At 31.6% G+C, this 23,551-nt stretch carries 10 protein-coding genes, 1 tRNA gene, 1 pseudogene and 1 CRISPR repeat array (1 of these 13 only partly in view); of the genes and pseudogenes, 10 read left to right on the plus strand and 2 right to left on the minus strand.

The window, feature by feature from the left end:
• The first annotated feature begins 269 nt into the window (after window positions 1-269).
• Both KGF34_RS01660 and KGF34_RS01665 read left to right on the plus strand, forming a co-directional pair.
• The gene (locus tag KGF34_RS01660; RefSeq protein ID WP_252559618.1) at window positions 270-3,017 is read left to right on the plus strand and encodes a hypothetical protein; all 2,748 of its coding nucleotides are present in this window, start codon (window positions 270-272) and stop codon (window positions 3,015-3,017) included.
• A complete protein-coding gene (locus KGF34_RS01665; RefSeq protein WP_252559619.1) occupies window positions 3,010-7,686 on the plus strand; it encodes a DEAD/DEAH box helicase in 4,677 nt (1,558 codons plus the stop codon). The genes KGF34_RS01660 and KGF34_RS01665 overlap by 8 nt, the downstream gene beginning before the upstream one ends.
• A 281-nt stretch (window positions 7,687-7,967) precedes the next feature.
• Here the strand turns inward: KGF34_RS01665 and KGF34_RS01670 are convergent.
• Together KGF34_RS01670 and KGF34_RS01675 are read right to left on the minus strand one after the other, a co-directional pair.
• Window positions 7,968-8,342: pseudogene (locus tag KGF34_RS01670) on the minus strand (TnpV protein).
• Window positions 8,343-9,385: 1,043 nt separating this feature from the next.
• A tRNA-Gly gene (locus KGF34_RS01675) sits at window positions 9,386-9,459 on the minus strand.
• A gap of 633 nt (window positions 9,460-10,092) precedes the next feature.
• Here KGF34_RS01675 and cas6 point away from each other — a divergent pair.
• The 8 genes from cas6 to cas2 are packed head-to-tail and all read left to right on the plus strand — an operon-like array spanning window position 10,093 to window position 18,210.
• Window positions 10,093-10,833, plus strand: coding sequence for a CRISPR-associated endoribonuclease Cas6 (gene cas6 / locus KGF34_RS01680; protein ID WP_252559620.1), 741 nt, complete (start codon window positions 10,093-10,095; stop codon window positions 10,831-10,833).
• Entirely contained in the window at window positions 10,833-12,227 is a 1,395-nt protein-coding gene (cas8a1, locus tag KGF34_RS01685) for a type I CRISPR-associated protein Cas8a1/Csx8 (protein WP_252559621.1), read from the plus strand. The genes cas6 and cas8a1 overlap by 1 nt, the downstream gene beginning before the upstream one ends.
• 18 nt (window positions 12,228-12,245) lie before the next feature.
• A complete protein-coding gene (gene cas7i, locus KGF34_RS01690; protein WP_252559622.1) occupies window positions 12,246-13,124 on the plus strand; it encodes a type I-B CRISPR-associated protein Cas7/Cst2/DevR in 879 nt (292 codons plus the stop codon).
• Window positions 13,125-13,136: 12 nt separating this feature from the next.
• Window positions 13,137-14,201 carry a CRISPR-associated protein Cas5 gene (cas5, locus tag KGF34_RS01695; protein ID WP_252559623.1) on the plus strand — a complete coding sequence of 355 codons (1,065 nt, stop codon included), beginning with the start codon at window positions 13,137-13,139 and terminating at the stop codon, window positions 14,199-14,201.
• A gap of 10 nt (window positions 14,202-14,211) precedes the next feature.
• The gene (gene cas3, locus KGF34_RS01700) at window positions 14,212-16,419 is read left to right on the plus strand and encodes a CRISPR-associated helicase Cas3' (RefSeq protein ID WP_252559624.1); all 2,208 of its coding nucleotides are present in this window, start codon (window positions 14,212-14,214) and stop codon (window positions 16,417-16,419) included.
• 9 nt (window positions 16,420-16,428) lie between these two features.
• Window positions 16,429-16,926 (plus strand): CRISPR-associated protein Cas4, encoded by a 498-nt coding sequence (cas4, locus tag KGF34_RS01705; RefSeq protein ID WP_022234507.1) that lies wholly within the window; start codon window positions 16,429-16,431, stop codon window positions 16,924-16,926.
• A gap of 9 nt (window positions 16,927-16,935) precedes the next feature.
• Complete coding sequence (gene cas1b / locus KGF34_RS01710) at window positions 16,936-17,928, plus strand: type I-B CRISPR-associated endonuclease Cas1b (RefSeq protein ID WP_022234508.1); 993 nt, start codon at window positions 16,936-16,938, stop codon at window positions 17,926-17,928.
• Window positions 17,929-17,931: 3 nt separating this feature from the next.
• Window positions 17,932-18,210 carry a CRISPR-associated endonuclease Cas2 gene (cas2, locus tag KGF34_RS01715; protein ID WP_022234509.1) on the plus strand — a complete coding sequence of 93 codons (279 nt, stop codon included), beginning with the start codon at window positions 17,932-17,934 and terminating at the stop codon, window positions 18,208-18,210.
• Window positions 18,211-18,395: 185 nt separating this feature from the next.
• Window positions 18,396-23,551: direct repeats of the CRISPR family, unit length 29 nt; unit sequence CTATAAATCTATCCATATTGGATTTTAAA; it runs 606 nt beyond the window's last position.

Below are 23,551 nucleotides of genomic sequence, written 5' to 3' on the forward strand. Positions count from 1 at the left end.
GCTGTGCCTTGATTTTTATTTGTAAAGATTATTGGTGATGAGAATCCAATATCGAATGTTCAATCTTAGCGAGCAGACCATTTGTATATCCAAACGGTAATTTTGCTCTTTAGGGACACCCTAAAACCTTAATAAACTTACCTGTTGGTGTAGAACATTGAAAAAAGTCAAATATTATATTATAATGACTATATAAGTATATAAATAATAATTAACATCTTTTCGCAAATTGACATCAACATAGCTTAACGGGGAGGAAGTGTGATTATATGTTATTTGATAAATATACAGATAGTATTGATAATCATGTCCAAATTAAAATCAAACACCTCAAAAACCAAGTAAATGAAAGAGCCAATATTGGATTGGAATTGATGAATTTATTAGATGATCCAAATGCAACTGATATAATTGACGAAATTCACCGACAAGCAGAAGAAAAATTATATAATGATTTAGCCTCGCATTCCGATACATATGCATCCGGTTCGGAAATTATATTTATTTCACTGGTTTTAATTGCTATGATGTATTATGATGGCAATTTTTATGATCATGTCAGATGTGTCTATGCCTCGTTATATGAGGAATTTTCGTCGCAAAAGATAGAAGGACGAATTCGTTCAATTTTGAGCAAGTTCAGAACTGAAAATGATATTAAAAGCAACTCACGCATAATCAATACTGTTTTAACAAACGCAATTGTTCCAAATGCGTTTTTGCCGTCGTTTTTTGATTTCATTTACGATATTTACAAATTAAATCTAGAATATAGCATTTCCGATGATAAGGAGGAATTGTATGAAGATTTCAAATTTATATTCGATAGTTTGCGCTCAAATATGCTTTTAGATGATGACGATATTCAAATTAATGTCACGAAAAAATCGTACAAACTAATTAAGTCAACAAAACAACTAATAACAAATTCAAACGATACTAATAGTGTAATTGAGTTAAGCATGAAAGTTGCTGAAATTATCGACAAACGAGTGTGGGGCAACGAATTTATTGTTAAAAATCCTTACTTAAAATTAGGTTATGAAAAATGGACTTCTAAAATTAAAGAGAAAAAAGAGAAAAACAAGATTCGAAAAAGTTCTGATTTCCGCTCACGCTGGGAGCCGATATATATTTTAGCAAATAACGAAATTTATATGGTACCACCAATTCACAGAATTAAAGCCATCTATGATTACAGAGATATTTATATTATTTTAAAAAACGGTGATGAAGAAATTTATTCTAACTATTCGCCGGATATTAGAGAAATTATAGGTGGATACCGAGTGACTCCGAGTAAGATACGCTTAAATAATCCTTTTGGCGAAATTACGTATATGCTTATGTCAAACTCAGATGTGATTTATAGTAGCAAAAATCAGCTTTTTAGAGATTATTTTGTTTTTGATGAAAACGGAAATGAAATCAAGAACAATACAGACTATTCCGGAGTAGCAACGTTTTGTATAAAAGACTCTGATAATGACTTTTATCTTAGTCATAAAATAGTAAAAGCCGGAGATACAATCACAATTGGCGATGTTGTATTTAATTTTTCATCACTGTTAAAACTTGGTGTTATAGGTGAGTTATATGATAACCATTTTCTTACAGAAGAAGGCAGTGATAGAAAAATTCCCGTTTATAGACAAGTAAAATCTTTGAAATTCGAATGCGAGAATAAATATTCAAGATTCGATTTTATAGTTAATGGTCAAATTCAAAAACAGGAGGAATTTAAACAGAACATTATAAAAGGTGAAACAAGCTCAAAATTATCTGTTAATATAGAAGACATGTCACCCGGTGTATATATGTCCGAGATATATGGGTGGGCTAACGGAAAAAGAAATAAAATTTTTGAGTGTCATTTTGCAATTGATAATGAATTAGAAGCAGAAGTTGATAAAATAGATGCAGAATCATATTTGGTATATGTAGGGTCTTCTTTAACGTCCGAATCTATTTTAAAAGAAATCACTATTTCAGATTTTAATGATAACTGGTTGTGTATCACTTATGATGACAAAAAATACAACTATTTTATTCCGTTTGAGATGGATATGTATAGAATCGACGGCGGTCAATGGCTGTCATTTAAGGATGATATTTGGATTGGCGACATTAGATCTGACAGTGTTATAGAAATTTATAATTTCAAATATGATGCTATATCAATGCTTACGTCTACCGGCATGTATATTGACGAAACGCCTAAATTTGAAACCGGTGCTATATATCACCGTGTTAAAGTGGGATTTTTAAATTCGTATAAAACAAATTATGATTATATATCTATTCTCTTTTTAGTTAATGGTATAACTAAAAATGCATTATGGTGTTATAACAAATGTATAATAGACACAAATAAAACATCGCTTATATACAATACCAACAGTAAGTCTCTTGACATTACGCCAAAATTTCACGGAAAAGGAAATGTCTTTTTTACGATTACTGCTGATAATAGAGATGTCTATCAAAGTCAATTTGTAAAAAACAATGTAACAATTCAAGTTGAGAATTTAATGTCATTTGTGGAATACACAATAACTTTCTATGAGAAAGAAAAAGGGCTTACATTAAAAAAAGATAAAGCTCTTGCAACTTATAAACAAACAATATATGCCAGAGAAGATTTTATCGGACGAGCATTTAAAATTAAAAATGTGTATTTTGATCAACTAATACAAGGGAATTTCGTCAGAAAAAAATATTCTTTCAATACTACATATATAAAATTTGTGAATATGATCAATAATGATAATTTTATTGGGGAAGTTTATGCAAAAACACTTAGGGGAGCATATATGCTTGACAACATAAATCCTGTTGAGGTTGAAATGTGCAGTGATGTAATAGATGGAATAATTGAGCTTTCTGTTACAAAAGACGGAGATGGTCTACTTATGGATTTTGAACATCACGGAATAAAAAACACTATGGATGACAGTGCCGCCATAGACATTTTTTCATATAGTATAGCAGTACATGAGGAGAAAAATTATGAGTAAAAGAAATCCGATTGAACGTTCGGAATATATCAATAACCGATACAAGGAATATCTAAGGTCTTCTTTTCAATTTGAGTCAGACCGTCTTCAATCTTTGTTCGAAAAGCAGTTGGATGATGAGGACTTATTCAAAGGTCCGTATGTTGACTTGAATCTTCCTTTCAAACGAGGTAAGAATTTAAATGAGCTAATCAGTGAAGGTGTTGTATGCCAAACTTTCAAAAAACTCGGTGACATTGACTTTGAACGACCATTATATTCTCACCAAGAAGAGGCCATTCGTCATATTTGCTCCGGTCATAATGCAGTTATTACAACCGGTACGGGTTCGGGAAAAACCGAAAGCTTTCTCTTGCCTATATTAAATGAACTTACGAATGATATAGAAATAGGGAATCAAGAAATTGGAATAAGAGCAATATTCTTATATCCTATGAATGCACTTCTTAATGACCAAATAGAACGAGTAAGAAAAATACTTGCTGATTTTCCTGATATAACATATGGCTTTTTTACAGGTGACACTGAAGAAACCGTCTCGAAAAACTATCGAGTAAAACATGCTGAAGAAAATAATATTGTTATACCTGAAAACGAGCTTATTTCACGAGAAGAAATTCGTAATAATCCACCGCATTTACTGTTTACAAATTACTCAATGTTGGAATACTTGTTGATTAGGCCTAATGACTATGCAATTTTTACGCCTGAAAGATTAAACAATTGGAAATTTGTTATATTAGACGAAGCCCATACATATCATGGTGCATTAGGGATAGAATTGTCCCTTCTTATGCGAAGGCTCACTGGTTTCGCACCGAAAAAACCTCGCTTTATTCTTACGAGTGCAACATTGGGTGAAAAGGGTAAATCAGAAAATGAAATTATTGAGTTCGCCCATAATTTAACATCTTCTGACTTTAGCATCCAAGATATTATATTTTCAAAGAGAATACCTCTTAGAGAGGATCTTGTAAAATATACAATATCAGGCTCTGACTATCAACTTATTAAAAATGCTAAAAATGATTTGAATGCCATTGCAAAAGTGGCATCCACATATTGTAATATAGAAACTGCTGACATACATGAATATTTATATGAATTACTTGTTCATGACAGACATGTATATGATTTATATAAATCATTAAAAAACGGAAGTAAAGCTGTTAACACAATTCTCAAAGAATTTAACGGCACGTTATCGTCAGCACAACTTGTGGATTTAATAGATCTAATCAACCAATCTGAAAAAAATGGGATTGGTTTATTCGATTTAAAATATCATTCATTCGTTCGCCCTTTGTCGGGTGCTTATGTAACTTTAGGAGAAAACCCCAATTTAAGTTTAACAAAGACAAATATAATTGATGGTTTTAAGGCTTTTGAATTGGGTAACTGTCGTTATTGCAGTTCTCCTTATATTATTGGGAAAATTTATAAAAACTCTTCTGATGGAATAGACTATCTCATACAAAATAAAGAAATCGACATATATGAGAATTATGGAAACAACGAATCAGTCAGCTTAGATTATTTTTTAATGGACAATATTACAGATTCCGAAATTGATAGCGAGGCTCTGGAGGAATTCAAAGTTTGTTCAAAATGCGGAGCGATTCATATATCAAACAACTTGAACGCAAGACAGTGTTCCTGTGATAAGAATTTTATTCGTTCAATTTATCGAGTAACTCAAACGAACGATGATGGAAATGAGATTGCTTATAATAATATCAATCAATGCCCTTGCTGCGGTCACAAAAGTCATTCGGGAATAGTAAAAAGCCTTAGTCTTGGAAAGGACGAAGGTACTGCGTTGATAGCTCAAACTCTTTATGAGGCTATTGATGACTGTGAAATCCAAGCAAAAAAAGCACCCAAAATATCTTTAAAAATCAAAGATAAATCGGTAACCGAAAACAGGAAAAATAACATCAAACAATTTTTAGCTTTTTCTGACAGCCGCCAGCAAGCAAGCTTTTTTGCAACATTTTTTGATTCTAACCATACAAGAATGTTACAAAAAAGACTGATTTGGGAAATCATAAAGGAAAACAATTATAAAAATATAACAGTTGACGAATTAGTAGCCCGATTATCAAAAATGATTAAAGAACAAGATTTGTTTCCAAACGATATGGAAGCAAATAAGAATGCGTGGATTTCTGTTCTTGTAGATCTATTAAAAGTCGATGGCTCTTATGACAGTGAAGGATTGGGGTTATATTATTTCGACTTAGATTTAAGTGATATATTTTCACAAGTTTCTGAAGATGATGTCGCCGCTGAATTTGGTCAATATCATATCACAAAAAAAGACTTAGAAAATATAATGCAAGTGGTGCTCGGCATATTCAAAACCACTCCGGCTATTGATTACGTTAAATCTTCTCTTAGTCCGGAAGAAAAAAGAGAAAGTTTGGATTATAGGCGCTTTGACAATTATATAATGTATGAATGTCCAAGAGCATTGAACAACGTGAGGAGCTTCTTACCTGTCAAAGCAAAAGACAATATGGTTGTTCGCTATGTCCAAAAGGTTTGTGAATGTGACGAAGGAATTGCAAAAGAAATTTTGTATGTAATATTTAATAATTTGGCTGTAAAAGGTGGTATTCTAAAGAATCATAATTCTAAAGAATGGTATCAAATAAATGTAAGCAAGTATATCGTAAAAAACTATAAAACATCACCGTATTACATCTGCTCAAAATGCAAAAGGCTTACTCCGTACAATGTACACGGAAAATGCGTTCATGACAAGTGCGACGGTGAACTCAGAGAAATAAATCCGGATGAAATATTAGCTTCAAATTATTATAGAAATCAGTACAAAAATAAAAAAATTGAAAGTATTGTAATTAAAGAACACACGGCTCAGCTCGAGCGCAAAATAGCAAAACAATATCAACAAAATTTTAAGAATAAAAAAATTAATATTCTTTCTTGTTCAACAACATTTGAAATGGGAATTGATATTGGCAATTTGGAAACTGTATTTTTGAGAAATGTCCCGCCACTACCGGCAAACTATGTTCAAAGAGCAGGTCGTGCAGGACGAAGAAAGGATAGTGCGGCATATATCCTTACCTATTGCGGAACAAGTTCACATGATTATACATATTTCTGCGAACCCGAGAAAATGATTAGCGGCGTAATCAAACCGCCATATTTTAATGTAGTTAACCACAAGATCATATTGAGGCATCTTATGGCTGCGTGTTTGGGATTTTTCTTCCGTAAACATCCAAATTATTTTAAAAATATCGACGAATTCGTCTTCGGAGAAGGAATTGAATGCTTCAACGAATTTATATCAAGCCGTCCAAGCGATTTAAATCGATATATAAATGAACGGGTTCTTCCTGGTCAACAATATGCCGAATATCATAATTTTAAATGGTTTGATGATATGGGTGGAAACGATGAAAAATTACAACACTTTGCAGATGCGATAAAAGAAACTGTAGATGAATATAAAAAAGCTCAGGAGGAAGCGTTAAGAGAAGAAAACTATAAAGAAGCAGACTATTATAAAACACAAATTGAAAAATTACATAAATTGGATATGATCAGTTCTCTGTCAAAGTATAGCGTAATACCCAAATACGGTTTTCCTGTAGATTTGGTTGAACTTCAAATTTACAATCAAAAAGGCAAAATTGACACAAAATATGATTTAAGTAGAGATCTCAAAATTGCAATTTCAGAATATGCACCTGATTCAGAAATAATTGTTGACAAGAAAAAATATACTTCAAAGTATATTACATTACCCAAGGGTGAACAATTTCCAAAGCATTATTTTTGTGTTTGTCCAAACTGTAAGAAAGTAAATGTTTTTGTTAGTGAAAGAACTATTGACGAGTGTAAATACTGTGGTCAATCTCTCAAAGCTGAAAAAGCTGAATTTTATATAGAGCCGATATATGGCTTTAAAACAGGAGACACAAAAGAAAGCACAAGAATGAAACCGAAGCGCTCGTATTCCGGCGAAATATCCTATATAGGCGGAGGAATAAAAGATGATGTTCATATCCACATTGGTGATGCCATCGAAATAGAAACCAGTACAAATGACGAATTACTTATAATGAACAAATCAGCTTTTTATATGTGTCCGGAATGTGGATATAGTGAAATCATTAAAGGAAATACTACATCTATGATAACATCACGCAAACATAAGAATTATAGGCAATTTGATTGTAGTTGCGAGGAATTAGAACAGATAAAATTAGGACATCGTTTTCAAACCGATGTTGCTCGTTTTAAAATACCGTCTTTGTCATCATCCACGGCATGGGATTATGCGGCTGCTTTATCCTTTATGTATGCATTCCTTGAAGGTATAAGCAATGCATTAGAAGTAGACAGAAATGATATTGACGGAATAATTGAACCGAATTTAGATTTACATAGTTATGATGTTTTAATCTACGATAATGTTCCCGGCGGTGCGGGTCATGTTAAACGTCTAACAAGTAAAGATGCTGTGATAGATTCACTTAAAGCTGCTCATGATAAGGTGTCTCAACCGTGTTGTGATGAAAACACATCATGCTATAATTGTCTCAGGAACTATTATAATCAAGCATACCACAGCAAATTGCAGCGAAAATATGCCAGAAATATTATTGAAGGTCTTATAAGAGAAATTCAGTAATAGTTATTAAATGTTTTTGTTTGTGTAGGTCTTAGGGCGTCCCTAACGAGGTGTTTGGTAGTGTAGCTGTCCGAACACACAGCTTGTTTCACAACAAAGCGAAAGCAACCGATTTGGACAACCTGTCCTTAATTGGTCTGCTCGCTGAGATTGTGTGAAAAGCGGGCAAGCTATCGTTTGGATATCCAAATGGTCTGCTTGCTAAGATTATACATTTTAATCGAACAAATGAAATTAAGGCACAGCCTACTGGATTTTTCTCCGTAAGTTGTGCCTTGTTTTTAGTTATATATTACTTGCTCGTTCACAATTTCCGTTGCTCGATTGCGGATATTGTTCATCTTTTGCACCCATAACATTGCGTTATCCGATTTCAATTTTTCTGTAACATTTTCTTTTTCGGCAATGTCTTTTACCAACCGAGAAAAAAGATTTTGAGCCTGTTCTTCGATGTCAGCAAGATATAAATCGAGCTTACCGCTTGTCAGCAAATTGTAGTAACGCACCTTATGACTTTGCTTCAAATATCGTTTATGCCTCATTGCCTAAACGCCGATATTTGTTTCTTTTTCTTCCGCCGGTAACGAAAGATTAGGCAATAAATAATCGCCGACCTGCGTATAAGTACCACCGCTATTTTCAAAAATTGTTTTCATATTAAAACCTCCTTGATTTCAGTAAGTTCATTATACGAAAAACAAAATAAAATTACGAATGTGCGGATTATTGTTTGAATATGATGTTCGACTATCGGTAAAACTGTATTTCGCCAAATCCTATATGAACACTCGCACCATAAGAAACGGATTAACTTTTTTTGTTAGTCTGTTTTTTGTTTTACAAGCAAATTGATAACGGGACTTGAAGGCGACCGTTAAGAAAACAGTCCGGTGGACTGTTTTTAGGGAGAGCGTTGATGATATTTATAAATTTAACAAGCCGTATCAAACGAGGCAGAAAGTGTACTTATTTTTTTTCACTCCGTCACTCGCACCATAAAAACAGATTAGCTTTTTGTTAATCTGTTTTTTTTGTTTTACAAGTAAATTAATAACGGGACTTGAAGGCGACCGTTAAGAAAACAGTCCGGTGGACTGTTTTTAGGGAGAGCGTTGATGATATTTATAAATTTAACAAGCCGTATCAAACGAGGCAGAAAGTGTACTTATTTTTTTCACTCCGTCACTCGCACCATAAAAACAGATTAGCTTTTTGTTAATCTGTTTTTTTGTTTTACAAGTAAATTAATAACGGGACTTGAAGGCGACCTTTAAGAAAAGGAGCTGTAAAAAACAGCCCAAATAAAAAACGACTGCATTCTAACCGAAAGGTAGGAATGCAGTCGTTTTTGTGATATAATTTACTATCAATGAAAAACCACATCAACAAGGTGCATTATACACCGTATCAATTAAAATTATAACCTGAAATTAAAAAAATAATAGAAATTTCTGACCCGGTATATACATTTAACGAGGTTTTTCATCATATTGCTCTAAATAAACACCTTGCTGTTAAGGAAAGCAGGATATGTCGCATATCTACATAGACGGAACAAAGATAACTGCCAATGCAAATAAGGGTAACGACCAATTATTGCCCGAATACAATATTCAGCAATGCAAGCAAAAAAACACCGAGACTCACTTTTTCGTGAATCTCGGCTTTTTAATATGCTGTTTCTTTACAGCACCTTTTGTGGAGCGGATGATGGGAATCGAACCCACACGATCAGCTTGGAAGGCTGAAGTTCTACCACTAAACTACATCCGCTTATCTCTGTAACAAATAATATTATATCATTACAGATAATATTTGTCAAGCGTTAATTTCAGATTATAAAATTTTTAAGAAAATTTCAACTGTTTTATATTAAACTCTAAGTTTAACGATACTCCAACATATATAACGAAATATGATTTTAAAAATCAAAGGCCCTCGAATTTTTATCGAGAGCCTTTTATCTTTTTTATAAATCAAATTCAAAGTACGGATTATGGTACAGTGAAAATGTTATAATATGGTAAAGACAAACCTAAATTGCCAAAGTGAAGTTCGGATTTTTGAGGAAAAAACGAGAAATACCACGGGTTCACCTTGACAAAAGAGTATGGTAAAGACAAAATCCAATTTGGATAGATTAAAAAGGTGGTGTAAATAAATATTATTTAAAATCCATTTTGGAAAGATTTATTAAATTATATCATAATTAATTGTAAATATCAAATGTACTAAATTTATAAAAATAAATGTATTTATAAGCTTATTTATAAAAATTTTTCTTAGAAAATATATATTAGGTATTGACAAACAAAATTGTGAACGCTATACTGTAATTAGAGTTGTGAAATATCATAACTCTAATAACAAAATCTAATACTATTAAAATAATAAATGGAGGTAAATATGAAAATCTTATTGCGATTTTATTTGCAAAACAATAAGCTGCCGATTGATTATCGACGAATTATGCTTTCGTTTTTTAAACGGTCACTGTCAGATATTGCCGAGGGAAAATATTATGAAAAATATTATTTTACACCGGAACGCAGAAATTTTACTTTTGCGGTGAATCTGCCTATGCCGAAGTTTTCTAAAACGGAAATTCAACTCGGGAAAAATCAACTAAACATTACTTTTTCAACAGCTGACTATAATACGGGATGTATTTTTATGTCTGCTTTTATAAAGCAAAAGGACAAGCCGATTCCCGCTCCGCTCGGCAACGAAATGAAACTTGTCAGTGTTAATCTTGTGCCGGAAAAAAATGTTACTTCATCATCCGCTGTTGTGAAAATGCTTAGCCCTTTGTGTATCAGATTACATAAAGCCGAGAATAATTCGGATAGGTATATTTCGGTTGCAAATCCGGATTTTACGGAGATTGCAAAACAGGTAATTAAAGAGCAGCTTGTTGAAAGCGGTTTTGATGAAAAGTTAATTTCAAAGTTTGAAATTAAACCGTTAAACGCAAAAAAAACAGTGGTTTATCACTACAAAAACTACATTGAATGCAGTTTAGGCAGTTTTAGTATTAATGCCGATAAATCGGTTATTAATTATCTGCTGAAAAGCGGTATAGGTTCACGAAAATCCGCAGGATTTGGCTTTGCCGAGCTTTTATCGGAGGGAGGTGAACCGAATTAATGAAAACAAAGATTGATTACTTTGATTATGACACTTTGCTGCAGCCTACCGATTGGAGGTTTGCAGCAGCCGTTGTCGGTTTATGTAAATATTTTGATTACTTTGGAATTGATTACAAAGTCCTCTGTGATGTTGAAGAAAAGCCCGATAATTATCTCCACGGCTTTGACGGTATTATTTACAAAAGTGAAGATATAACAGAAGAAAAATATCTTGAGTTTGCAGAGAACTATTTTGAAAAATATATGACTCACAAAAATATTTTAAACATTCTCGAAAGTCAAGAATTCAGTGAAGAACAAATTAAATTGGTAAATGACCTTGTTAAGAGCAAAACAGTTCTTAAAGGGCTATTTGACAAAATAAAATTTAATGGAACAAATAAAGATATTTTTATTTCAACCATTGAAGAAAACAGGGCGGAAATTATAAAGAATATCTTTAAAAACGGCAATAACCTTTATAAGAATTACTGCAATGAACGACTTATTTTTACCGAAGATAACAGCACTTGCAGACTTAGAGGCTACAATGTTGACAAAGACAGAAAAACAAGTAATCTCGGCTTTTGTTTTTCAAAGGAAAGTTTTGAGAGCAATGATATTTTAGAATTTGATTTTATACCGTTTGCTTTTTCAAATTCTGATATGAGAGAAACTTATTTTGTGAATAACAATTTTTCTGTTAAGTCTTTAACTCAAACAAACTATGCTTTTTCAAATCAACTTAGCAGTACAGAAAATAAAGATGACAAAAACAAACTAATGCTTGTTTTGCAAAACTCAAAGGATTATATAAGCTATGATGTTGAAATTATATCAAAATCACAGGATAAGGCTTATTACGAAACATTCTTTGTACGACTTGAAAGATTAAAAAAGTTAAGAGAATTATCGGGAAAATCATTAAACTTTGTCAAAAAAATCAATGATGATTATTGGTTTAATCTTGAGAAAGAAGTTTATATGCGTTGTCTTAACAATGTGTTGCTTGACGATGTAATTTTAATGATGCTTAAGTTTTATTTTGATGATAATGCCGTTAAAGGCTATATAAAAAGCAGAACTGATATGCTAATAGACATAAATGTATCTTGGAAAGGAAATGAAATTATGGATGAAATTAAGTCAGCAAAAAGTTGTGGATTTTTAACTTCCCAAAAACTAATTGAAATGAAAAGCAGTAATAAAATTAATTCATATAAGCAAAAAATAATCAGTGCTCTTTGCGCACATGATTACGACAGAGCAAAAGAGATTATACTTAGTTTGTCTGCTTATGTCGGAATGGAATTTTCATTTTTCTATACATTTCTTGAAAATGCGGAAGAAAATAAAGATCTTGCATTTGCTTTTGCAAGCGCATTAATTGAAGTAAGCCCAAAAAATAACTAATATAAAGGAGATTTTATTATGAAAAATAAAGCATTAACATTAACTGTAATCGCAAATATGACAAGCAACTACGGCGAAAGCCTCGGTAATATTTCAAGTGTACAAAAGGTATTCAGAGGCGGAAAAGAGTACGCTACAAGAAGTCGTGAGAGCCTTAAAAACGCTATCTGTGTTCAGTCGGGTTTTTATGATGATTTACAGACATCAATCGACGGAGCAATGCAGAAACTTGTTAATGAAGATGTAAATGCCGCAACCTGCCGTGCGCTTGAGGGTGGATATATGTCAACAAAAGATGTTACATACATCCGTAACAGTTCTTTCTATCTTACAGACGCTGTTGCTACAGAGCCGTTTATTAATGATGCCCGTTTTCACAATAACCTTTACCTTGCAACCAATTATGCTATGGCACACGGTTTAAATGTTCAAAACAATGCAAAGGATTGCGGTCTTATGCCTTATCAGTATGAATATGATAAGTCATCTAAAATTTACAGTCTTACAATTGACCTTGAAAAAATCGGTAAGGACGAAAACTTTAGTGCAGAGGCAGATAACGCCGAAAAGTGTGAAAGAGTAATTGCTCTTATTGACGCAGTAGAAAATCTTTCACTTGTTGTTAAAGGAAATCTTGATAACGCAGAGCCGATTTTTGTGGTAGGCGGTCTTTCGCCGAGAAAAACACATATTTTTGAAAATGCTGTTTCTGTTTCAGGCAAAAGACTTATTATAGAGCCGATTAAGGAAAAACTTGCTCAAGGTTACAGTTGTGCACTTATGCGTAACGGCGAGCTTTCAAATGAGGACGAAATTGTAAGAGAACTTAATCCTGTAAGTATGACAGAATTTTTTGAAAATCTCAGAGGTCAGGTTAAAGAGTATTTTTCGGAGTAAGGCGGAATTAATATGAAAGCAATTAGACTTCATATAAAACAAAACAGTGCAAATTACAAAAAAGAAGAAACTGTACAAAACCGTATGACATTTCCTTTACCGCCGTATTCAACTGTTATCGGAGCACTTCATAAGGCTTGCGGTTATACATCTTATCATCCTATGCAAGTAAGCGTACAGGGAAAGTACGGTTCTCTAAAAACAAAAATGTATAAGGACGATTGTTTTCTTAACAGTCTTAATGATGACAGAAATTTGCTTGTGAAAATGAAAAATCCCGATATGCTTTCAAGTGCATATCAGGTTGTGGCTACTGCACAAAAGGCTCAAGGAAACAGCTTTGAAAAAGGCATTACAATTAATGTAATTAATGAAAAATTGCTTGAAGAATACCGCTTTTTAAAGCATACAAAACGCAGAATCGACAAGCATAAAAAAATCATTAATAAAATGAAAACTCGGCTCAAAGAAATGAAAGCCGATGAAAATATTTCTGCCGAAGAAGTAAAAGATTTTGATAAGCGTATTAAGCATATAAAGGCTGTGTATGATGAGTACGAAAAGGTAAAGTATACTATTCCGTATTCCCATTTCAGAACGCTTGCAAAAGGCCCTAAGTATTATGAACTTCTCTGCGATATTGAACTTATCATTCATATAGTTGCAGATGAAAATACTATGAATGATATTATGGATAATATCGGAAATCTTACTGCAATCGGCAGAGGAGAGGATTTTGTAGAAGTGCTTGAGTGTGCTCAAACAGAGCTTTTTGATGTTGACGAAGATGTCGATTACGGAGAAGCTGATTTTGATGTTTATATGCCTGTCGAGTATCTCGAAATTAATAAAGACGATATGGATATAATTTCAAAAACGGAAGGCGGATACACAGGCGGTACAAAATATTTAATGCCAAAGGATTACAAAACTGTGCAGTTAAAGGGCGGTATGAGAAAACGAGTGTTTAATCGTGTACCTATTATTTTCTGTCAACTTAACTATATTGAAAACGGTTGTAAAGGCATAATGCTTGACAAAACCGAGAACGGTATATATTCAGTGTTTTTAGCTTGAGGTATTTGTAATGAATATAGAAGATAAACTTGCAAAACCCGACAAAACAATCGGACAACATTCAAATGAGCTTATAGAGCAGGCAAAACTGCTCTATAAGCTCGGCTATATAAAATCTGATGATTTATACTCTGATTTACTTGTTTCGTGTTTAAAACATGATAACGGTAAGGCAAATTCTCAATTTCAAAAAAGAATTACTAAAGGCGGAAATTTTCAACCTGAACAAGAAATTCCACACAGTATACTTTCGACTTTTTTTATTGATAAATCAGAATGTATAAAACCTATAAGCGTATATTTTGCTGTGCTTTATCATCACTATAACAAAGACTCTCCTGTTACAGTGTTTAAAGAAAACCGTGAGCTTATAGAAAAATTCCTTGCTGAATTTGGCTTTGATACAAACTCTTACAATAAAATGAAGAGAAATATTAAGAAAATCAAAGCTTTATTTGAAACCGAACTTTCTGATGAAGAAAAACAATACGCTGTTTTATTAAAAGGTCTTTTACATAAATGTGATTACAGTGCAAGTGCAGGTCTTGACTGCGAAAAGGTCAACGATTTTTTGACTGATTCTTTAAACAATTGGAAAAATGCCCGAAATATACATTACAATGAATTGCAAGAATTTTGCATTAAAAATACCGACAGCAATTTAATTGTAACAGCACCTACAGGTATGGGCAAAACCGAGGCGGGATTGCTTTGGTGCGGGGACAATAAATGCTTTTTCGTTTTGCCGTTAAAAACAGCTATCAATGCGATGTACGAAAGAATTAAAAAACTTTGCGGAGATAATTCGCAAGAAGATTACAAGGAAAGAGTGGCACTTGTTCACTCCGATATGAAATCCTATTATTTGGAAGATTCAATAATTAGCGGAAAAAATTATGATTTTGCGTATGCACAATGCAGTAAACAGCTTGCACTTCCGATTACAATTTGTACGCCTGATCAGATATTTGACTTTGCATTGAAATATGCAGGTTATGAATACAAACTTGCGGTAGCGTCATATTCAAAGTTTATTATTGATGAGATACAGATGTATTCACCTGATGTTTTGGCTGCAATTATTTATGCAATTGAGATGATTCATACTTTGGGTGGTAAAGTGGCTGTAATTACCGCAACTTTGCCTCCGTTTGTAAGAAACGAGATTGAAAAAATACTCGGAACAGATGTAAAAACATCCGATTTTTCTGATAAAGGTAAGCTAAGGCATAATGTAAAAGTATATGAAAAAAACTTGCAGTCTGACGATATTATAAAAATATTTGATGATACAATATGCGATAAAGTAAAAAAATATCTTGTCGTTTGCAATTCAATTGATATTGCAAATAAGATGTACACCGAAATAAAAAATTCGGATATTAACGCAAGTGTAAATCTGTTTCATTCCAATTTTACAAAAAATGACAGAAAAACTAAAGAAAATGCGATTTTGGCAGCCTCTGAAAAAACTAACGAAAGTATGAATATACCTGAAATATGGATTTCAACATCCGTAGTCGAAGCAAGTCTTGACATTGATTTTGATATTCTTATTACCGAGTTATCGGATTTATTTTCCCTGTTCCAACGCTTTGGAAGAGTAAACAGAAAGGGTAATAAAGACTTTTCATCTTACAATTGTTTTGTATTTACTGAAATTCAAGGTAATGCACATCGTTTCGTTGACGATGCTATTCATTCGTTGTCAAAACAGGCGATTTTAAGCGTTGACGGAATTATCTCTGAAGTTCTTAAAAAAGAACTTATAGATGAGTACCTTTCGGTTGAAAAAATCGAAAAATCAAAATATTTTCAAGAATATCGTAAAATTTATAAATATTATAAAGAAAATGTCGATTATCTCTCTCTTAAAAAAGATGGAATAAGAAGTATTGACAGAAGTGACGCTGTGCCGATTGATGTTTATAATCAAAATGAGAGTGCCATAGAAAAAGCTTTGGAAGTTTTAAAATCAGATACTTATTCAAGAGATGATAAACTTAAAGCAAACGAAGAAATACTTGGTTTCACGGTTTCCGTACCTAAATTCAGAATAGACGATTACGAAATAAAAAAATTAAAAATGCCATATACTGAATTACCTGTTATTAACAGCAGTTATGATTCCGAATGCGGCATCAGATTTGATAAGGAAAAGAAAACCAAAAAGCAAGATAAATCTGATGATAACGGAGAACCTGATAATTTTATATGAGGTATGATTATGGACGAAAATAATATTTCGGGTATGCATATTTATTATTACTATGTTTGTAAAAGAAAGCTGTGGTATTTTTCAAACGGTTTGGCAATGGAAAGTGAAAACGAAAATGTCAAAATCGGAAAACTTATAGATGAAACCACTTATAAGCAAAAGAAAAAACATATTATGATCGACAACACAATCAATATTGATTTTATTACCGAGCATAAACTTTTACATGAGGTAAAGAAAAGCAGAAAGATAGAGGAAGCGGGTATTGCTCAACTTAAATACTATCTTTATTATCTGAAAAAGCGTGGGGTAGAGGGAATAAAAGGCAGAATTGATTATCCTTTGCTAAAGCAAAGTCTTAATGTTGAACTTAGCGAAGAAGATGAAAGAGAGCTTGAAAGTGCGGCAGCTGATATAGTAAAAATTATATCGGCTGCTTTGCCGCCAAAATTTAAAAGTAAAAGAATTTGCAAATCATGTGCTTACTATGATTTGTGCTGTATTTGAGGTGATAAAATGCAGGAAAGTTATTACATATATTCGTCAGGCAATTTAACTCAAAAAGACAACACATTAAGATTTACTGCAATTGACGGAAATGTAAAAGATCTTCCGATAGAAAATATTAAAGAAATTTATATTATGAATGAAATAACGGTTACATCTAAATTGCTGAACTTATTTTCAAAATACGGAATACTTGTACATTTCTTCAATTACTATCAATTTTACATAGGAAGTTTTTGCCCAAAGGAAACAAAACTTGCAGGTCAGCTTTTGGTTAAGCAAGTGCTTGCTTACGGCGACTATTCAAACAGATTATCAATAGCAAGAGAATTTATAGTTGCTGCGTCTTATAATATTTACAGAAACTTAAGATACTACAACGGCAGAGGCAAGAATGTGTCAGAGCAAATGGCTGCTATTGAAAATTTGAGGAGGAAACTTGCAGATGTAGAAACCATAGAAGAGTTGATGGGAATTGAAGGTAATATTCGACAGGAATATTACAAAGCGTGGAATGTAATTATTGATCAGAATATTGAATTTGATAAAAGAGTTTATCATCCTGCCGACAATATGATTAACAGCCTTATTTCATATGTCAATTCTCTTGTATATACAAAAACTCTGGCGGAAATTTATAAAACCCAACTTAATCCTACAATAAGCTATCTTCATCAGCCGGGTACAAGGCGATATTCTCTTGCACTTGATGTTTCGGAAATTTTCAAACCGCTGATTGCGGATCGTCTGATCTTTTCTTTGCTTAATCGAAAACAAATAACAGAAAGCAGTTTTGTAGAAGGACTTAACGGTTTGCAGCTTACCGAAAGAGCGTCACGAATAATTACATCTGAATTTGACGAAAAATTAAAGACAACTATTTTTCACAAAGAACTTAATAAAAATGTTTCTTATCAATTCTTAATCAGACTTGAACTTTATAAACTGATAAAGCACATTATAGGAGAAAAAGAATATAAAGGCTTTGAAATGTGGTGGTAAATATTGTATGTAATTCTTGTATATGATATAATATGTGATGAAAAAGGCAGAAAAATACTTCCAAAGGTATTTAAGATTTGCAAAAAATATCTTGTACATATTCAAAACTCTGTTTTTGAAGGAAACTTAAGTAAAGCAAACTCACTTGCTTTGCAAAAAGAACTTGATGTTTATATCAGAAAAGACAAGGATTCGGTAATAATGTTTCATACCCGTGAAGAACGGTGGATGAATAAAGATTTTCTTGGAAAAACGGATGATAAAACATCAAATTTTTTGTAACGCTTTTATTGTCGACCTGACATAGCACAAAACCCCCGGCAGGTTGACAGAACCTAAAAATCAAGTAATCATCGGTATAGTTGCTTTTGATATATTGAAATGGCAGTAATATTTGATAAATATTTGGTATATCGACAAAACAGCACAGAAAAATGCCGATGATTACTTATCATTTTATCCCACGGCTATAAATCTATCCATATTGGATTTTAAATAAAACTCTCATTTATATACCTCCAAACACTTACTGCTTTCTATAAATCTATCCATATTGGATTTTAAATATATAATATATTTTAGTGTGTTAAAGTGTTAAAACGCTATAAATCTATCCATATTGGATTTTAAATTGCGCTCTCCCATACATTTAGAGCAAAAGCCTGACACTATAAATCTATCCATATTGGATTTTAAATCTTTGTTGTATTTTTCCGTTTCGTCCGCATTTGGAATCTATAAATCTATCCATATTGGATTTTAAATAAATTTTTCAAGTCAGTAAACAGATTATCAACAAGTCTATAAATCTATCCATATTGGATTTTAAATTAACAAATTGATGTTTCAAGTGAAACATTAAACAAAACTATAAATCTATCCATATTGGATTTTAAATCGCTCGGTGCATTTCTTGGTTGGTTCTTCGGCGGCGCCTATAAATCTATCCATATTGGATTTTAAATTAGAATTTTTAAAAATTCTAATTGTTCAAGCGGATTCTATAAATCTATCCATATTGGATTTTAAATATTATAATGGTTTAAGTATTTTGGCAGGCAATAATCTATAAATCTATCCATATTGGATTTTAAATAACGAGTATTATATGCCGACGCAGTATATTATAGCCCTATAAATCTATCCATATTGGATTTTAAATACAATTTTTCAAAATGTTGGTGGTAATTCCTCAACGGCTATAAATCTATCCATATTGGATTTTAAATATATTGCCCTTGCGTGTAAGTTCGTTTGTTGTTTGCTATAAATCTATCCATATTGGATTTTAAATTTCTTCTGTATATGAAATTTCGTCATTGCAGGGATTCTATAAATCTATCCATATTGGATTTTAAATTAAATCAGACAAAACAACGCCACAATTAAGATTGACTATAAATCTATCCATATTGGATTTTAAATAATTATCACGATAATTTTCTCGATTACTCACCCTATCTATAAATCTATCCATATTGGATTTTAAATTCATATAGTGGTACTCGTGTTGTTTTATCTTGGGATGCTATAAATCTATCCATATTGGATTTTAAATACATATGGGTATTTTTATCTTGAACTTGAAGATATCTATAAATCTATCCATATTGGATTTTAAATACATATGGGTATTTTTATCTTGAACTTGAAGATATGTACTATAAATCTATCCATATTGGATTTTAAATCCCCCTCACCGCTTAAACTTAACACTGTTTTTTTGTCCTATAAATCTATCCATATTGGATTTTAAATAAAGGCAGTACAGGAAAATTAACACATACATATATTGCTATAAATCTATCCATATTGGATTTTAAATGACAATTACGGCGCTACGGTCGGCTATGCGTGTAGCTCTATAAATCTATCCATATTGGATTTTAAATAAAAAAATTTCAATCAAAAAGACTTTTGAACTTGTTGACTATAAATCTATCCATATTGGATTTTAAATCACGATATTGAAAGTATTACCTGCGGGCAATGGAATCTATAAATCTATCCATATTGGATTTTAAATCGGAAAAACTACCCCGATACGGGCAATCAGCGAGTTCTATAAATCTATCCATATTGGATTTTAAATAAGTTTATTAAAAATCTGTTTGCGCCACACGATATTCTATAAATCTATCCATATTGGATTTTAAATACATTTCTTTTGCTTACGGAATGAGCAAAGGAAAACTATAAATCTATCCATATTGGATTTTAAATTTCGGATATGGCAATGAGAAGTTGCAGATAGCCGTCTATAAATCTATCCATATTGGATTTTAAATGCGCTTTCGACAATTGGGGTTTTCAATCGTAGTTACTATAAATCTATCCATATTGGATTTTAAATGCAACGAAGTCGGCGAATTATTCCGCAATTGGATTTTCTATAAATCTATCCATATTGGATTTTAAATTACAGCTGAAACATCAGAAAGAAATTTTAACCAATACTATAAATCTATCCATATTGGATTTTAAATTTTTCAATAATGGATTTAATTGGATTGTCTGATTTGACTATAAATCTATCCATATTGGATTTTAAATGCATCCGTCTACATGATCTACCCACGCAAAGGATACTATAAATCTATCCATATTGGATTTTAAATCAATTTCTTTATATTTCATTATATATTTCTCCTTCTATAAATCTATCCATATTGGATTTTAAATACATGATCTACCCACGCAAACGCAAAAATGCCTTTTCTATAAATCTATCCATATTGGATTTTAAATTATTTAGCGGAGGGGGGTTAAGTCGGATTCACTATCCCTATAAATCTATCCATATTGGATTTTAAATTTTTTAGCCTCCTTGTAATTTTTTGAATAGATTTATCTATAAATCTATCCATATTGGATTTTAAATGCATAATCTACCCACCCACGCAAAAATGCCTTTTACTATAAATCTATCCATATTGGATTTTAAATTAGTCTTACTATTCAATAAACAAGTGCCACTACTAAACTATAAATCTATCCATATTGGATTTTAAATATTGAGCGTATACATTCTAAATCTATAGATAAGCGTCTATAAATCTATCCATATTGGATTTTAAATTTACTTAAAAATAAAAAATTTAACGATTTCTATTTCTATAAATCTATCCATATTGGATTTTAAATGCTATTAGGGGGTTTATTATTTTTCTTCTTGTTTTCTATAAATCTATCCATATTGGATTTTAAATTTTTAATACCTCATTTCATTTCTACATTTCCAAAGTCTATAAATCTATCCATATTGGATTTTAAATTGACAATTGAATGAACTTGCAACAGCCTTGAGCCTGCTATAAATCTATCCATATTGGATTTTAAATGCATAATCTACCCACGCAAACGCAAAAATGCCTTTTACTATAAATCTATCCATATTGGATTTTAAATGCTTTTGCCGCTGATGATAATTTAACTTATGATCACTATAAATCTATCCATATTGGATTTTAAATTTACCCACAAGGGAGCAGTGGCTCCCTTGACCCTGCTATAAATCTATCCATATTGGATTTTAAATTGTAATGGTAATTAGTCATTATATAGATTTTATTGCCTATAAATCTATCCATATTGGATTTTAAATTTTAAACGCTCTGTATTGGCTTAAACAGTCAAGCAACTATAAATCTATCCATATTGGATTTTAAATTTTTACCATATACATAACATCATCTCCGTTGATTTCTATAAATCTATCCATATTGGATTTTAAATTTGTACTACCACGCAGGCGTGTACGGATGGGATTATGCTATAAATCTATCCATATTGGATTTTAAATGATAATTTCAACAAATTGGAAGAGTTGCCGAAAAACCTATAAATCTATCCATATTGGATTTTAAATTGACAATTGAATGAACTTGCAACAGCCTTGAGCCTGCTATAAATCTATCCATATTGGATTTTAAATAGTACAAACAGATGAATAGTATTGTTAAGTTGCAACCTATAAATCTATCCATATTGGATTTTAAATGCTCTCTATCTTTATTGTGATTATATTATACACCGCTATAAATCTATCCATATTGGATTTTAAATTTCAATAATATCCCTTTTACTTTGCAAAGAATTAATCTATAAATCTATCCATATTGGATTTTAAATCTCTGTTCTTGATCTGTTTCAAGTTCTTGATCTGACTATAAATCTATCCATATTGGATTTTAAATTTTCGTAGAGTTTCTCAATAACTTCCTTAACATCTGCTATAAATCTATCCATATTGGATTTTAAATTGACGGTCACTGACTGAAAAATTTTTCTTGATTTTCTATAAATCTATCCATATTGGATTTTAAAAGATGAGTGTAACCCGCTTATACCTTGTATAAGCGTTCTATAAATCTATCCATATTGGATTTTAAAAGTATCGGCTTAAATAGTCAAGCAATATAATTACTCTCTATAAATCTATCCATATTGGATTTTAAAAGCATAATCAACCCACCCACGCAAAAAATGCCTTTTAAACTATAAATCTATCCATATTGGATTTTAAAACGCAAAAAATGCCTTTTAAACACCCTGTATCGGCTTCTATAAATCTATCCATATTGGATTTTAAAATTGAGCTTTAAGCCCTTAATGAAGAAAGCTATTGTTCTATAAATCTATCCATATTGGATTTTAAAATACCAAATTAAATTAAAGTTTAACAAAAGGAGATACTATAAATCTATCCATATTGGATTTTAAAAATTTGTTATTGCGTGAAGTCTGATTTGCAATATGATCTATAAATCTATCCATATTGGATTTTAAAACTTATTAGAATCACTTTCAGAAATCTTTACATATCCTATAAATCTATCCATATTGGATTTTAAAACAAGCAACTTTTAAAAATTATGATAGCTTTGTTTCTCTATAAATCTATCCATATTGGATTTTAAAAATATTCACATAATGACTGCCGTATTCCAATAAACCTCTATAAATCTATCCATATTGGATTTTAAAAAAATATGTTGTCTTTCCGCCTGTTCTATTCGTAGTGCTATAAATCTATCCATATTGGATTTTAAAACTCCTCTCTCGTCAGTTGACGAGGTCAGAGAATTACTATAAATCTATCCATATTGGATTTTAAAATTACCGGCAGGTGTTAGTTATTTGTCTGGTTCATACTATAAATCTATCCATATTGGATTTTAAAAAATGGACTTGTTGATACAATTCTTCAAGCCCTTGGTCTATAAATCTATCCATATTGGATTTTAAAAAGGTGAAAATCACAATGTATCAGATTTATTAAAGCCTATAAATCTATCCATATTGGATTTTAAAACTCAATTAAAGTCTATACTTATGATGTTGATGAATACTATAAATCTATCCATATTGGATTTTAAAATTATCAAAATAATAATAACATATTTATATTTAAATGGCTATAAATCTATCCATATTGGATTTTAAAATGCCATAGTCATTCTCCTTTATTTAGATTTTCAACCTATAAATCTATCCATATTGGATTTTAAAATGACAACTGAATAAAGGAATAGGCAGTGACCACGCTATAAATCTATCCATATTGGATTTTAAAAGTTATAATTGAGGCAGAGCAAACTGATAAGGAAATCACTATAAATCT

The sequence above is a fragment of the Ruminococcus sp. FMBCY1 genome (genome assembly GCF_023921805.1).
GTDB classification, from domain to species: domain Bacteria; phylum Bacillota; class Clostridia; order Oscillospirales; family Acutalibacteraceae; genus Ruminococcoides; species Ruminococcoides intestinale_A.

Bases quoted from the DNA above. Each gene is read 5' to 3' on its own strand.
- KGF34_RS01660 (WP_252559618.1), top strand. From the start codon at position 270: ATGTTATTTGATAAATATACAGATAGTATTGATAATCATGTCCAAATT.
- KGF34_RS01665 (WP_252559619.1), top strand. From the start codon at position 3,010: ATGAGTAAAAGAAATCCGATTGAACGTTCGGAATATATCAATAACCGA.
- cas6 (WP_252559620.1), top strand. From the start codon at position 10,093: ATGAAAATCTTATTGCGATTTTATTTGCAAAACAATAAGCTGCCGATT.
- cas8a1 (WP_252559621.1), top strand. From the start codon at position 10,833: ATGAAAACAAAGATTGATTACTTTGATTATGACACTTTGCTGCAGCCT.
- cas7i (WP_252559622.1), top strand. From the start codon at position 12,246: ATGAAAAATAAAGCATTAACATTAACTGTAATCGCAAATATGACAAGC.
- cas5 (WP_252559623.1), top strand. From the start codon at position 13,137: ATGAAAGCAATTAGACTTCATATAAAACAAAACAGTGCAAATTACAAA.
- cas3 (WP_252559624.1), top strand. From the start codon at position 14,212: ATGAATATAGAAGATAAACTTGCAAAACCCGACAAAACAATCGGACAA.
- cas4 (WP_022234507.1), top strand. From the start codon at position 16,429: ATGGACGAAAATAATATTTCGGGTATGCATATTTATTATTACTATGTT.
- cas1b (WP_022234508.1), top strand. From the start codon at position 16,936: ATGCAGGAAAGTTATTACATATATTCGTCAGGCAATTTAACTCAAAAA.